Below are 13,598 nucleotides of genomic sequence, written 5' to 3' on the forward strand. Positions count from 1 at the left end.
AACCTGCGAGAAACTTCCGGGTCAGCTCTTGGCCGCCGAAGGAAGACGGGACACCAGCCTCAGGGAAACGGTCAGGCCCTCCAACTGATAATGCGGCTTGAGGAAAAACTTCGACGTGTAATACCCAGGTGCTCCTTCCACCTCTTCCACCACCACCTCCGCGGCCGACAAGGGTTTGCGGGCCTTGGTCTCTTCGCTGGAGTTGGCCGGGTCGCCGTCGACGTACTGGTTGATCCAGGACGCCAGCCAGCGCTCCATCGCCGTACGATCCTTGAAGGAGCCGATCTTGTCGCGCACGATGCACTTCAGGTAATGCGCGAAGCGGCAGCAGGCGAACATGTACGGCAAGCGCGCGCCCAGCGCCGCGTTGGCGGTGGCGTCCGGATCGTCGTACTCCTCCGGCTTGCTCAGCGACTGGGCACTGATGAACGCGGCCATGTCCGAGTTCTTGCGATGCACCAGCGGCATCATGCCCATCTTGTCCAGCTCGGCCGAGCGGCGATCGGTGATCGCGATCTCGGTCGGGCACTTCATGTCCACGCCGCCGTCGTCGGTCGGGAAGGTGTGTGCGGGCAGGCCTTCCACCGCGCCGCCGGACTCGATGCCGCGGATGCGCGAGCACCAGCCATATTCCTTGAACGAGCGGTTGATATTCACCGCCATCGCGTAAGCCGCGTTCTGCCAGGTGTACTTGGACGAGTCCGCGCCGGCAGTGTCCTCCTCGAAGTTGAACTCCTCCACCGGATCGGTGTTGGCGCCATACGGCAGGCGGGCCAGCGTGCGCGGCATGGTCAGGCCGATGTACTTGGCATCGTCCGACTCGCGCAGCGAGCGCCACGCGGCGTAGTCCGGCGTGGAGAACACCTTGGCCAGGTCGCGCGGGTTGGCAAGCTCGTTCCAGCTGTCCATGCCCATCAGGGTGGAAGCCGCGGCCGAGATGAACGGCGCGTGTGCCGCCGCAGCAACCTGCGCGATGCCCGAGAGCAGCTCGACGTCGGGCGGGCTGTGGTCGAAGTAGTAGTCGCCGACCAGGCAGCCATAGGGCTCGCCGCCCAGTTGGCCGTACTCTTCCTCATACAGCTTCTTGAAGATCGGGCTCTGGTCCCAGGCCGTGCCCTTGTAGCGTTTCAGGGTCTTGCCCAGCTCCTTCTTGGAGATGTTCATCACGCGGATCTTCAGCAGCTGATCCGTCTCCGTGTTGTTGACCAGGTGATGCAGGCCGCGCCACGCGCTTTCCAGCTTCTGGAAATCGGGGTGGTGCATGATCAGGTTGATCTGCTCGCTGAGCTTGCGGTCGATCTCGGCGATGTAGGCGTTGATGGTCTGGGCGACGTCGTCGGAAACGATGTCGGCCTTGTTCAGCACCTGCTCGGCCAGGGTGCGCACGGCCGATTCGACCTCTTCCTTGGCGCGGTCGCTCTTGGGTTTGAACTCCTTGCTCAGCAACGCAGCGAAGTCGCCGGCGTCGAGAGTCTGTACGGCGCCTTCCTGTTCGGCTAGCTTTTCGGTGGCCATGCGTGCTTACTCCCCGTCTTTGTTGGTGTCGTCGGCGGGCTTGGGCGCCGAAACCAGCGACTGCAGCAGCGCCGGGTCCTTGAGTGCCTGGGCAATCAGGTTTTCAGCGCCTGCCTTGCCGTCCATGTAGGTATCCAGGTTGGCAAGCTGCGTGCGCGCCTCGAGCAGTTTCGCCACGGCGCCCACCTTGCGGGCGACCGCCGCCGGCGAGAAGTCGTCCATGCTCTCGAAGGTGATGTCCACCGCCAGGCTGCCTTCGCCGGTGAGCGTGTTCGGCACCGCGAAGGTCACCCGCGGCTTCATCGAATTCAGGCGGCTGTCGAAATTGTCGACGTCGATCTCCAGCGCCTTGCGATCCTCGATAGGCGGCAGCTCGCCCGCATTGGCACCGGACAGGTCCGACATCACGCCCATCACGAAGGGTACCTGCACCTTCTTCTGTGCGCCGTAGACCTCGACGTCGTACTCGATCTGCACGCGGGGCGCACGATTGCGCGCGATGAATTTCTGACTACTTTGCTTGGCCATGCGACTCTCCCGGTGGGCATGCTTGGGTTTTCAAGATGCAGCATTCATCCGCCCCGGCGCGGCCGGGACCAGCCCGGCGGCAACGGAACGAAAAGTCATTGAAGGCAGGTGCGCAGACGCGGCGGCGACCTTGCACGGTCGTGACCGAGACATCGTGCGCGCGGCATTGGCGATCGGCAGAAAGATCGGGCGACACGGCAACGCGCCCGCGCGAACCGCGTCGACGTACGGGAGCAAGGCACGATTCCGATGGCGACTGTGCACGCAAGTCCATACGTCCCCTTCGTTCCCCCCGGCGGTTCGGCAGTGGCGGCATGACATGCGCCGCGACGCATGCAACGTCTCGGCACACCATCCGACTTTACTGAAGCACCACATCCCGCCGTCGCACGTCGAAACCGATGACCACCCCACCTCGGCGTTGGACTTGGCGTAGCTGCGTGCCCGATCTCCTCGTCGCCTCACGGCGCGCCCGGACCCGAAGATCGCTGGCAGCCGGAGTACGATCGACCGTCCGGGCAATCTACATCCGTGAAGAGATTGCTGCAAGCTGAATCGACGGAATTCCGCCGATCCGCGAGGGAGCGGCGAGAGGGCATCGAATCGCGCGGCTGGCGAGGGCACGCGCAGCGGACGCGAACGTGTTCGGCGAACGAATCAGATGGCCGCGCAGCCAGCGACGAGCGCGCCGTCGCCCCACGAAAAAGGGGAACCCTGGCCGGATTCCCCTCTCGGTTCCACTCGATCGGTGGATCATGGAATTGGTGGGCGGTACAAGGATCGAACTTGTGACCCCTACCATGTCAAGGTAGTGCTCTACCGCTGAGCTAACCGCCCGTCGCCACGGCCAGGCCGTGCGAGCCGCGCAGTATACGGGAGCCGGCGGCGCCCGACAATATCCCGCCGCCCGGCTCAGCGCAGGGCCTGCTCGCGCAACTGGTGGATCTGGTCGCGCAGCCGGGCGGCGTCCTCGAACTCCAGGTTCTGGGCGTGCTTGTACATCTGCGCCTCCAGCTTCTTCAGCAGGGCAGCCGCCTGCGCCGCGCCGAGACCGGCGTAATCGGCGCCCTGCTCGGCCACCGCGCGGTCGCGGGTGCGCGTCTTGCCGCCACGCCGGTTGCCGACCTCGCTGCGCGCGCCCTCCATGATGTCGGCGATGCGCCGCACCACGGTTTTCGGGGTGATGCCGTGCACCTCGTTGAAGACGATCTGCTTCTCGCGGCGGCGGGCGGTCTCGTCCATCGCCGCCTGCATCGAGCGGGTGACGTTGTCGGCGTACAGGATCGCCTTGCCGCGCACGTTGCGGGCAGCGCGGCCGATGGTCTGGATCAGCGAGCCGGTGGAACGCAGGAAGCCCTCCTTGTCCGCGTCGAGGATCGCCACCAGTGATACCTCGGGCATGTCCAGGCCCTCGCGCAGCAGGTTGATGCCGACCAGCACATCGAACTCGCCCAGGCGCAGGTCGCGGATGATCTCGCTGCGCTCGACCGTCTCGATGTCCGAGTGCAGGTAACGCACCTTCACGTCGTGCTCGGACAGGTATTCGGTGAGGTTCTCGGCCATGCGCTTGGTCAGCGTGGTGACCAGTACGCGGTCGCCCATCGCCACGCGCTTGTGCACCTCGCTGAGCAGGTCGTCGACCTGGGTGCGTACCGGGCGCACCTCGACTTCCGGGTCGACCAGGCCGGTCGGGCGCACCACCAGCTCGGTCACCGCATCGCCGGATTTGTGCAGTTCGTAATCGCGCGGCGTGGCGGAGACGTAGATCGCCCGCGGCACGCGCTCCTCCCATTCCTCGAAACGCAGCGGCCGGTTGTCCATCGCCGAGGGCAGGCGGAAACCGAACTCCACCAGGGTCTCCTTGCGTGAGCGATCGCCCTTGTACATCGCGCCCAGCTGCGGCACGGTGACGTGCGACTCGTCCACCACCAGCAGGCCGTCGGCCGGCAGGTAGTCGAACAGGGTCGGCGGCGGCTCGCCCGGCGCGCGGCGGGTCAGGTGGCGCGAGTAGTTCTCGATGCCCTGGCAGTAGCCGACCTCGGCCATCATCTCCAGGTCGAAGCGGGTGCGCTGCTCCAGTCGCTGCGCCTCGACCAGCTTGTTCTCCCTGTACAGATATTCCAGCCGGTCCTTCAGTTCGACCTTGATCGTCTCGATCGCGTTGAGCACGCTCTCGCGCGTGCTGGCGTAGTGCGTGCGCGGGTAGACGGTATAGCGCTGCACCCTGCGGATCGTCTCGCCGGTGAGCGGATCGAACAGCGCCATCTTCTCCACTTCGCCATCGAACAGCTCGATGCGCAGCGCCTCGGTCTCCGACTCGGCCGGAAACACGTCGACGATCTCGCCGCGCACGCGATAGGTGCCGCGGCGCAGCTCCGTTTCGTTGCGGGTGTACTGCAGCTCGGTCAGCTGGTGGATCAGCTTGCGCTGGTCGATGCGCTCGCCGGTGGCCAGGATCAGGCGCAGTGACAGGTAGTCCTCCGGATTGCCCAGGCCGTAGATCGCCGACACGGTGGCCACGATGATCGAGTCGCGGCGCGACAGCAGCGCCTTGGTCGCCGACAGCCGCATCTGCTCGATGTGCTCGTTGATCGAGGCATCCTTCTCGATGAAGGTGTCCGACGCCACCACATAGGCTTCCGGCTGGTAGTAGTCGTAGTAGCTGACGAAGTACTCCACCGCATTCTGCGGGAAAAACTCGCGGAACTCGCCGTACAGCTGCGCGGCCAGCGTCTTGTTCGGCGCCATCACGATGGTCGGGCGCTGGATGCGCTCGATGACGTTCGCGATGGTGTAGGTCTTGCCCGAGCCGGTCACGCCGAGCAGGGTCTGCGCGGCCAGGCCGGCCTCGAAACCCTCGGCCAGGCGCTGGATCGCCTGCGGCTGGTCGCCGGCGGGCTGGTAGGGGGCGGCGAGTTGGAAGCGGTCGGTCATCAGCTGCAGATGTGGGCGGGACGGCACATTTTAAATCCGGCCTGCTGACATGCCGCGTCAGCAGAGTCCGACGCCGCGGGCGGCATCGGGCTGCTGGCTGGCACGGGCCATCGTCCTAGCATGCCGGTTCCGGCACAGCGCAGGATGCGAGATGACGACGACGCCATGGAAAGCGAACCGCGGTTTCAGCCTGATCGAACAAGTCATGGTACTGGCCATCGCCGGCATTCTGACCGGCATCGCGTTGCCGCCGCTGCACCATGTGTTGAGCCGCAATCGACTGCAGGCGGCGCAAAGCGACTTCATCGCCGCCTTGCGACACACGCGCAGCACCGCGGCGATCACCGGCAAACGCACGCTGTTCTGCCCCAGTGCGGATGGCAGCCGATGCAGCGAAGACAACCGCTGGGAACATGGCTGGCTGCTCGGACAGGACCTCGACGGCGATCACCAGCCCGATGGCCAACCCGCCCGCACCGGGGCAGCCTACGACCTGGGTCTGCGCATCACCAGCAGCAATGGCCGCCACGAGGTGCGCTTCCAGCCTGACGGCAGTGCCGGCGGCAGCAACCTGACCTTGCTGTTCTGCGAGCCGGGGCGGGACAGCCAGGCGCTCAGCGTGGTGGTGTCCAATGCCGGCCGGGTGCGCGGCGCCCCGGCCACAGCCGCACAGGCCGCGCGCTGCCAACAAGGCGGCTGACGCGCGAAGTCAGCGGTCGTCGCGCGTCCAGATCGCGCCGTCTTCCTCGCGCACCGGAAAGCTGGCGATCGGGACATACGCCGGCGGCCTGGTCACCGCACCGGTGCGCAGGTCGAAGCGCGCGCCGTGGCGCGGGCATTCCACCTCGAATCCGAACACTTCGCCGCCAGCCAGTTCGCCGCCATCGTGGGTGCAGGTGTCCTCGACCGCATACAGCGCGCCGTCGATGTTGTACACGGCGATCGAGGTGTCGCCGTCCCACACCACCTTGTATTCGCCGGGCAGGAAATCGCTGCGCGTGCCGACCCTGATCCATCCGTTCATGCAAGCACCTCGGTGAACTCCTTGACCAGCACCTCGAAACACAGGTCGGCGCGACGCGGAATGCCGAAACGCTCGTTGCCGTACGGGAACGGCTGCCGTTCGCCGGTGCGCCGGTAGCCGCGCCGGCCATACCAGGCGATCAGCTCCTCGCGCTGCACGATCACCGTCATGCGCATCGCGCTGCAATGCCACTGTTCGCGCGCGATGCGTTCGGCCTGGGCCAGCACCTGCTTGCCCAGGCCGTGGCCCTGCTCCGCCGGGTCAACCGCGAACATGCCGAAATAGCCGGCCGCAGCTTGTCGCTCGACGTGGCAGCTCGCCACCAGCGCACCGTCGCGGAGCGCCAGCAGCACGCAGCTGTCCGGCCGCGCGATCAACGCCTCGACATCGGCCGCGTCGGTGCGCTGGCCGTCGAGCAGGTGGGATTCGGTGGTCCAGCCGCGCAAGCCCGATTCGCCGCGATAAGCCGATTCGACCAGCGCGACGATGGCAGGGACGTCCGCCGCGCGGGCGGTGCGAAATGCGACGGGGGCGCGTGGCTCTGTCATCCGCGCATGGTAATGCGCGACGTGCCGGCCGGCCATGATCTGCAGCAAGCGCGCACGCCGGATCGACTCATGCCGACGGAGTGGCCAGCCGACGGACCTCGTAGACCTTGAGGTGCGCATGGACGAGTTCCAGCATCGTGGCCGGCAACTGCGCCTGCCGCGCGCGCGCAAGCATGTCACCCACCACGTGGTCGGCCTCGATCGGATGGCCCTGGCGCAGGTCGCGCAGCATGGAAGCTTCGAGGCGCGACCCCGGTTCCGTCAGCATGCCGCGCGCCCGTTCCAGCACGCGCTCGTGGGGAGCATGGCCGGCCGCTGCCGCCGTCGCGCGGCATTCCTCCAGCAGCGCGAGCGCCGCCGCGCGACCGCCGGGTGCGGCCTCGATCTCGCCGATCGCCCCGCGCATCAGGCAGGTGATGCCGGCCAGCGAGGTCAGGAAAAACCATTTGTCCCACATCTCCTGCACGATCGCGTCGCTGGGTCGCGCGTCGAAACCGGCCTGGCCCAGCATTCCGGTGATCGCCTGCATGCGCGCGGACGCGCTGCCGTCGCGCTCGCCGAAGGTGAGGCTGTGAAGCCGGTTGAGATGCTGCACGGCTCCTTGCGCGTCGAGCGTGGCGGAAATGGCGCATTGGCCGCCGAAGACGCGCTCGGCACCGAAGCGGTGATCCAGCAGGTCGAGATGGCGCATGCCGTTGAGCAATGGCAGCACGGTGGTGCGCTCGCCCACGGCCGGAGCGATGTCGGCCATCGCCTGCTCCAGGCCGTAGGCCTTGCAGCTGAGCAGAATCAGGTCGAACGGCTCGCACAGTGCACTTGCCAGCACGGTCGGCGGTGCGGGCAGGTCGACGTCGCCGGCCGCGCTGCGGATGACCAGGCCGTGCTGCGCCAGCTGCCGCGCGCGGCCCTCACGCACCAGGAAGGTCACATCGCGCCCGTGCTGCAGCAGGCGGCCGCCAAAATAGCCGCCGGTAGCCCCGGCGCCCACGACCAGCACACGCATTTCAGTCTCCTCTCGATCCGGCATCGGGCGACAGCTGCATGCGCGCCGCCTGGGCGTCCTTCTCGTGCCACAAGTCGTTCATCCATGCCTTGACCCGGCCGCGGAATGCCGCGTCCTCGTCGTAGCTGCCGATCAGCTCGCGACCTATCGGGCGTTCACGCACATGCACGCGAATTTCGCGCACGCGTCCGGCGATCAGGTCGGCAATGGTGCATGGGCCATGCGGATAGACGATGGTGACGTCGAGGATCGCGTGCAGCGCCTCGCCCATCGCATCGAGCACGAAGGCCACGCCGCCGGCTTTCGGCCGCAGCAGGTAGCGAAACGGCGAATGCTGCGCGTCGTGCTTGGCCGGCGTGAAGCGCGTGCCTTCGGCGAAGTTCATCACCGACACCGGCATGTGGCGGAACTTCTCGCAGGCGCGGCGGGTCGCCTCGCGGTCCTTGCCCTGCAGCTCGGGGTGGCGCAGCAGGGCCTGCCGCGAATAGCGCTTCATGAAGGGGAAATCCAGCGCCCACCATGCCAGGCCGAGCAAGGGCACCCAGATCAGTTCCTGCTTGAGGAAAAAGCGCAGGAACGGGATGCGCCGGTTGAACACCTTCTGCAGCACCGGGATATCCACCCAGCTCTGGTGGTTGCACAGCACCAGGTAGTTGCCGTCGCGACGCAGCCCGGCCAGCCCCTCGACCTGCCAGCGCACGCGGGCGAACACGCCGAACAGGACATTGTTGACGCCGATCCAGCTTTCCGCGATGGCGACCAGGGCGCGTGAGCAGGCCTGCCGAATCGCGTGTACCGGCAGCAGCAGCTTGAGCAGGGTGAACGCGAAAATGAAAGCCACGTGCAACAGGATGTTGAGTGCAAGCGCAAGCAGCGCCAGCGGCACGCGGATGAACGATGGCAACGAGGCAAGCATGGGGATGATCGATGGGGACTCCGCCGCACATGATGCCCGACCGTGGCGGCGGCAGGAAAGCCGCCGCCGTTTCAGCGCAGCAGGCGGCGCACCTTGAGCAGGGCGACGACGAAACTGTCGATCTCCTCGCGCGTGTTGTAGAACGCCAGCGACGCACGCAGCGTGGCGGGCACGCCGAAGAACTGCATCAACGGATGCGCGCAGTGGTGGCCGGAGCGCACGGCGACGCCTTCGAGGTCGAGCAGGGTCGCCAGATCGGTGGCCTGCGCACCTTCCAGCAGGAACGAGACCACCGGCTCCTTCTCGGCCGCCTCGCCGATGATGCGCAGGCCGGGAATCTCGCGCAGGCGTTCCGTGGCGTAATGCAGCAGTTGCTGCTCCCATGCCTCGATCGCCGCGAAGCCGACCGACTCGTAGTAGTCGATCGCCGCCGCCAGGCCGACGAAGCCGGCGATGTTCGGCGTGCCGGCCTCGAACTTGTGCGGAGGCGCAGCGAAGGTGGTGCCGGAGAACTTCACCTCGCGGATCATCTCGCCGCCGCCGAAAAACGGCGGCATCGCTTCCAGGTGTTCGCGCTTCGCCCACAGCGCGCCGGTACCGGTGGGGCCAAGCATCTTGTGCCCGGTCAGCGCGTAGAAATCGCAGCCCAGCGCCTGCACGTCCACCCGCCGGTGCGGCACCGCCTGCGAGCCGTCGACCAGCAGCGGGATGCCGCGCTTGCGGCATTCGCGCGCGATCTCGCGCACCGGGTTGACCGTGCCCAGCACATTGGAAACGTGGGTGACGCAGGCCAGCTTCACCTCCGGCGTCAGCATCTCGACGTACTTCTCCACGATCAGCTCGCCGCGCTCGTCGATCGGCGCGGCCTTCACCGTGGCGCCGCGGCGCGCGGCAACCAGCTGCCACGGCACGATGTTGGCGTGGTGCTCCATCACCGTGGTGAGGATGCTGTCGCCCGCCTTCAGTTGCGGCAGCACATGGCTGTAGGCGACCAGGTTGGTGGCCTGGGTGGTGCCGGAGGTGAGGATGACCTCATCGCGCGAACCGGCATGGATGAACCGCGCGAGCTTGTCGCGCGCGCCTTCATACGCCGCCGTGGCCTCCTCGCCCAGCTGATGCACCGCGCGCGACACGTTGGCGTTGTGTTCGCGATAGTGGGTGTTCACCGCCTCGATCACCGACACCGGCTTCTGGCTGGTGTTGGCGCTGTCGAAGTACACCAGCGGCTTGCCGTGCACCGTGCGCGACAGCAACGGGAAGTCCGCGCGGATGCGCTGGACGTCGAAGACGGTCGGTGTGCTGGCTTGTGCGTTCATTCGGAGAATCCGGTTGGGGCTCCCTCCCCCGCTCGCAGGGGAGGGTTGGGCTGGGGTGCGCTCTTGATCTTCAGGCCAGGAGCCTCGCCCCTCCCGGCCTGCCCCTGCGGGCAGGCCCAGGAGCTGGAGCGTCAAGCGGGAAGCTGTGCGACCAGCAAGGTGGATAGATGCTCGCGCAGGGCCACGTTCGGCAGGTCGTCCAGCACCGCGCGGCAGAATGCGGCAGTCAGCAGTGCGCGTGCCTCGGCGAGCGGAATGCCGCGCGAGCGCAGGTAGAACAGCGAACGCTCGTCGAGCTGGCCGACCGTGGCGCCGTGCGCGGCCTGCACTTCGTCGGCATAGATTTCCAGCTCCGGCTTGGTGTCGATCTCGGCGCTCGGCGACAGCAGCAGGTTCTTGTTGGTGAGGTTGGCGTCGCTGCCGTCGGCACCGGGCGCCACCACGATCGCGCCGCGGAACACGCCGCGTGCGCGGTCGTTGGCGACGCCGCGCCAGTGCGAGGTGGAGGTGGTGTCCAGCGCCTGGTGGCGGATCGCCAGCTGGGTGTCGATGTGCTGGCGACCATGCGGCATGAACACGCCGCGGGTGTGCACCCGTGCGCCGTCGCCGATCAGCTCGGCACGCAGGTCGTGGCGTACCAACGCGCCACCCAGTTCCAGCACGTGCAGGGCAGCCTGCGCGCGCGCATGCAGGCGCAGGCTGCTGCGTCGAATCAGATTGGTGCCGGCCGCCGCATCCTGCAGCATGACGTGATGCAGCTGCGCACCGTCGCGTAGTTCGATGTCGCTGACCACGGTGGCCAACTGCGCGGCGTCGCCACGGCTTGCGTGCTGTTCGACCAGGCTCAGCTCGGCGCCCTCGCCCAGTTCGATCACATTGCGCACATGCCAGGCCAGTTCGGCCTCGGCGCCGACGAACACCAGCTGCACCGGCTGGTCGATCCTGGCGTGGGCGGCTACGCGCAGTACCACGCCATCACCGGCACTGGCGGCATTGATCTGTGCGAAGGCGTCGCCGATGTCGCGGTAGTGGCGCGACAGCGCGAAGCGCAGCGGTTCGACGTCGCCCCGCAAGGCCTGCGACAGCGGTTGCAGCGAAAGTCCGGCGGGCAGCGAATCCACCGCCGACAGATCGGCGCGGAACGCCCCGTTGACGAAGACCAGGCGAACGCCCGAGACACCGGGCAATGTCAGAGTCGATGCCTCCACCGCGCGCGTCTGCGCCGCGGCGTCGCCCTGGGTAAAGCGGCGCTGGCCGAGCCCGCGCAGTGCGGTGTACTTCCATGCCTCCACCCGCGTGTCGGGCAGACCGCCGATGGCGAACGCCGCGCGGTTTTCCTGCCGCGCCGCATCCAGCCAGGCGATGCCGCTGGGCGGCAGCGGGGCATCCAGCAGCGAGGCGACCAACGGCAGCGATGCCGGCTGGTTCATGCCTGCGCTCCCGCCTGGTGCGGGACTGCCGGATGGCTGGCGCCGATCCCGGCGTAGCCATGCGCTTCCAGCTTCAACGCCAGCGACCTGTCGCCGCTCTCGACGATGCGGCCACCGGCGAGCACGTGCACGAAGTCCGGCACCACGTAGTCGAGCAGGCGCTGGTAGTGGGTGATCATCAGGAACGCGCGCTCGGGCGAACGCAGCGTGTTGACGCCCTGCGCCACCTGCTTCAGCGCGTCGATGTCGAGGCCCGAGTCGGTCTCGTCGAGGATCGCCAGCTGCGGCTCCAGTACCGCCATCTGGAAGATCTCGTTGCGCTTCTTCTCGCCGCCGGAAAAGCCCTCGTTGACGGCCCGGTGCAGCAGCTCGTCGGAGATCTGCATCACCTTGAGTTTCTCGCGCACCAGCTTGAGGAACTGCATCGAGTCGAGTTCCTTCTCGCCACGCACCTTGCGCTGCGCATTCAGCGCCGCGCGCAGGAAATAGGTGTTGTTGACGCCGGGGATCTCCACCGGGTACTGGAACGCCAGGAACACCCCGGCCGCCGCGCGCGCCTCCGGCGCCAGCGCCAGCAGATCGATGCCGTTGTAGGTCACGCTGCCGGCGGTCACCTCGTAGCCGTCACGGCCGGACAACACGTTGCCCAGCGTCGACTTGCCGGCGCCGTTGGGCCCCATGATCGCGTGCACCTCGCCCGCGTTCACTTCGAGGCTGAGCCCCTTGAGGATTTCCTTGCCCTCGACGCGGGCATGCAGGTTTTCGATTTTGAGCATGAGGATTCCTGATCTTGAGCCCCTCTCCCACCGGGAGAGGGGTTGGGGTGAGGGTTCGGGGCTTGCGGAAAAATCCGTGCAGGCCCGCACCCTCATCCGCCCTTCGGGCACCTTCTCCCGGAAGGAGAAGGAAAAAGCATCAACCCACCGCACCTTCGAGGCTCACCTCAAGCAGCTTCTTCGCCTCCACCGCGAACTCCATCGGCAGTTCGCGGAACACCTGCTTGCAGAAGCCGTCGACGATCATCGACACGGCATCCTCTTCCGGGATGCCGCGCGCGCGGCAGTAGAACATCTGGTCGTCGGAGATCTTGGACGTGGTCGCCTCGTGCTCGACGATCGCAGTGGGGTTCTTCACTTCCATGTACGGGAAGGTGTGCGCGCCGCACTGCTTGCCGATCAGCAGGCTGTCGCACTGGGTGTAGTTGCGCGCGCCCTCGGCGCCCTTCTCCATCTTCACCAGGCCGCGGTAGCTGTTGGAGCTGCGCCCGGCGCTGATGCCCTTGGAGACGATCTTCGACTTGGTGTGCTTGCCGATGTGGATCATCTTGGTGCCGGTGTCGGCCTGCTGGAAATGGTGGGTCAGCGCCACCGAGTAGAACTCGCCCACCGAGCGGTCGCCGCGCAGCACCACGGACGGGTACTTCCAGGTGATCGCCGAGCCGGTCTCGACCTGGGTCCAGCAGATCTTCGAGTCGTCGCCGCGGCAGTCGCCGCGCTTGGTGACGAAGTTGTAGATGCCGCCCACGCCGTTCTCGTCGCCGGGATACCAGTTCTGCACGGTGGAGTACTTGATCTGCGCGCCTTCCAGCGCCACCAGCTCGACCACCGCCGCATGCAGCTGGTTCTCGTCGCGCTTCGGCGCGGTGCAACCTTCGAGGTAGGAGACGTGGGCGCGCTCCTCGGCCACGATCAGGGTGCGCTCGAACTGGCCGGTGTTCTGCGCGTTGATGCGGAAGTACGTGCTCAGCTCCATCGGGCAGCGCACGCCTTTCGGGATGAACACGAAGCTGCCGTCGGAGAACACCGCCGAGTTCAGCGCGGCGAAGAAATTGTCGCCGGTGGGCACCACGCTGCCCAGGTATTTCTGCACGATCTCGGGGTATTCGCGGATCGCCTCGCTCATCGAGCAGAACAGCACGCCGGCGTCGGCCAGCTGCTTGCGGAAGGTGGTGCCGACCGAGACCGAGTCGAATACCGCATCCACCGCCACGCCGGCCAGCGCAGCGCGCTCGTGCAGCGGTACACCGAGCTTCTCGTAGGTTTCCAGCAGGGCCGGATCGACTTCGTCCAGCGACTTGGGCTGCTTCTTCGGCGCGGCGTAATAGCTGATCGCCTGGTAGTCGATCGGGTCGATGTTGAGCTTGGCCCAGTCCGGTTTGGGCATGGTCAACCAGTGGCGATAGGCCTGCAGCCGCCACTCGGTCATCCATTCCGGCTCGTGCTTGACGGCGGAGATGGCGCGGATGGTGCCCTCGTCCAGGCCCGGCGGCAGGCCGGTCATCTCGATCTCGGTGATGAAACCGGCCGAGTAGCTGCGACCGAGCGCCTCGGCGACGTCGGCGTTGTCGCGCAGTGCGGTGGCGCTGCTGCTGTCGTTGATCATGC

12 protein-coding genes and 1 tRNA gene are annotated in these 13,598 nt (G+C 66.9%); 1 reads left to right on the plus strand and 12 read right to left on the minus strand.

What is annotated here, in order from left to right; all coding sequences use genetic code 11:
* Positions 1 to 21: 21 nt before the first annotated feature.
* The 4 genes from tssC to uvrB all read right to left on the minus strand — a co-directional run bounded on the left by tssC (position 22) and on the right by uvrB (position 4,977).
* Positions 22 to 1,515 carry a type VI secretion system contractile sheath large subunit gene (gene tssC / locus ACVCMI_RS13945; protein WP_324899048.1) on the minus strand — a complete coding sequence of 498 codons (1,494 nt, stop codon included), beginning with the start codon at positions 1,513 to 1,515 and terminating at the stop codon, positions 22 to 24.
* A gap of 6 nt (positions 1,516 to 1,521) precedes the next feature.
* Positions 1,522 to 2,043 carry a type VI secretion system contractile sheath small subunit gene (gene tssB / locus ACVCMI_RS13950; RefSeq protein ID WP_324899045.1) on the minus strand — a complete coding sequence of 174 codons (522 nt, stop codon included), beginning with the start codon at positions 2,041 to 2,043 and terminating at the stop codon, positions 1,522 to 1,524.
* A 762-nt stretch (positions 2,044 to 2,805) separates the two neighbouring features.
* A tRNA-Val gene (locus tag ACVCMI_RS13955) sits at positions 2,806 to 2,880 on the minus strand.
* Positions 2,881 to 2,955: 75 nt separating this feature from the next.
* Positions 2,956 to 4,977 (minus strand): excinuclease ABC subunit UvrB, encoded by a 2,022-nt coding sequence (gene uvrB / locus ACVCMI_RS13960; protein ID WP_447098408.1) that lies wholly within the window; start codon positions 4,975 to 4,977, stop codon positions 2,956 to 2,958.
* Between the two features lie 151 nt (positions 4,978 to 5,128).
* Between uvrB and ACVCMI_RS13965 the strand changes: the two genes are divergently transcribed.
* Positions 5,129 to 5,677 (plus strand): GspH/FimT family pseudopilin, encoded by a 549-nt coding sequence (locus ACVCMI_RS13965; RefSeq protein WP_447098407.1) that lies wholly within the window; start codon positions 5,129 to 5,131, stop codon positions 5,675 to 5,677.
* 9 nt (positions 5,678 to 5,686) lie between these two features.
* On the opposite strand, the gene ACVCMI_RS13970 is transcribed toward ACVCMI_RS13965, so the two are convergent.
* The 8 genes from ACVCMI_RS13970 to sufB all read right to left on the minus strand — a co-directional run bounded on the left by ACVCMI_RS13970 (position 5,687) and on the right by sufB (position 13,596).
* Positions 5,687 to 6,001 carry a non-heme iron oxygenase ferredoxin subunit gene (locus tag ACVCMI_RS13970; RefSeq protein ID WP_395119690.1) on the minus strand — a complete coding sequence of 105 codons (315 nt, stop codon included), beginning with the start codon at positions 5,999 to 6,001 and terminating at the stop codon, positions 5,687 to 5,689.
* A complete protein-coding gene (locus ACVCMI_RS13975; protein WP_395119691.1) occupies positions 5,998 to 6,549 on the minus strand; it encodes a GNAT family N-acetyltransferase in 552 nt (183 codons plus the stop codon). Before ACVCMI_RS13975 ends, ACVCMI_RS13970 begins: the two co-directional genes overlap by 4 nt.
* Before the next feature lie 67 nt (positions 6,550 to 6,616).
* Entirely contained in the window at positions 6,617 to 7,552 is a 936-nt protein-coding gene (gene panE / locus ACVCMI_RS13980) for a 2-dehydropantoate 2-reductase (protein WP_447098406.1), read from the minus strand.
* A gap of 1 nt (position 7,553) precedes the next feature.
* The gene (locus tag ACVCMI_RS13985; RefSeq protein ID WP_447098405.1) at positions 7,554 to 8,468 is read right to left on the minus strand and encodes an acyltransferase; all 915 of its coding nucleotides are present in this window, start codon (positions 8,466 to 8,468) and stop codon (positions 7,554 to 7,556) included.
* 71 nt (positions 8,469 to 8,539) lie between these two features.
* The gene (locus tag ACVCMI_RS13990) at positions 8,540 to 9,784 is read right to left on the minus strand and encodes an aminotransferase class V-fold PLP-dependent enzyme (protein WP_395119694.1); all 1,245 of its coding nucleotides are present in this window, start codon (positions 9,782 to 9,784) and stop codon (positions 8,540 to 8,542) included.
* A gap of 131 nt (positions 9,785 to 9,915) precedes the next feature.
* Positions 9,916 to 11,214 (minus strand): Fe-S cluster assembly protein SufD, encoded by a 1,299-nt coding sequence (gene sufD / locus ACVCMI_RS13995; protein ID WP_447098404.1) that lies wholly within the window; start codon positions 11,212 to 11,214, stop codon positions 9,916 to 9,918.
* Complete coding sequence (sufC, locus tag ACVCMI_RS14000) at positions 11,211 to 11,990, minus strand: Fe-S cluster assembly ATPase SufC (protein WP_395119696.1); 780 nt, start codon at positions 11,988 to 11,990, stop codon at positions 11,211 to 11,213. Before sufC ends, sufD begins: the two co-directional genes overlap by 4 nt.
* A 139-nt stretch (positions 11,991 to 12,129) precedes the next feature.
* Positions 12,130 to 13,596 carry a Fe-S cluster assembly protein SufB gene (gene sufB / locus ACVCMI_RS14005; protein ID WP_447098403.1) on the minus strand — a complete coding sequence of 489 codons (1,467 nt, stop codon included), beginning with the start codon at positions 13,594 to 13,596 and terminating at the stop codon, positions 12,130 to 12,132.
* Positions 13,597 to 13,598 lie beyond the last annotated feature (2 nt).

The organism is Rhodanobacter sp. UC4448_H15, assembly GCF_052978265.1.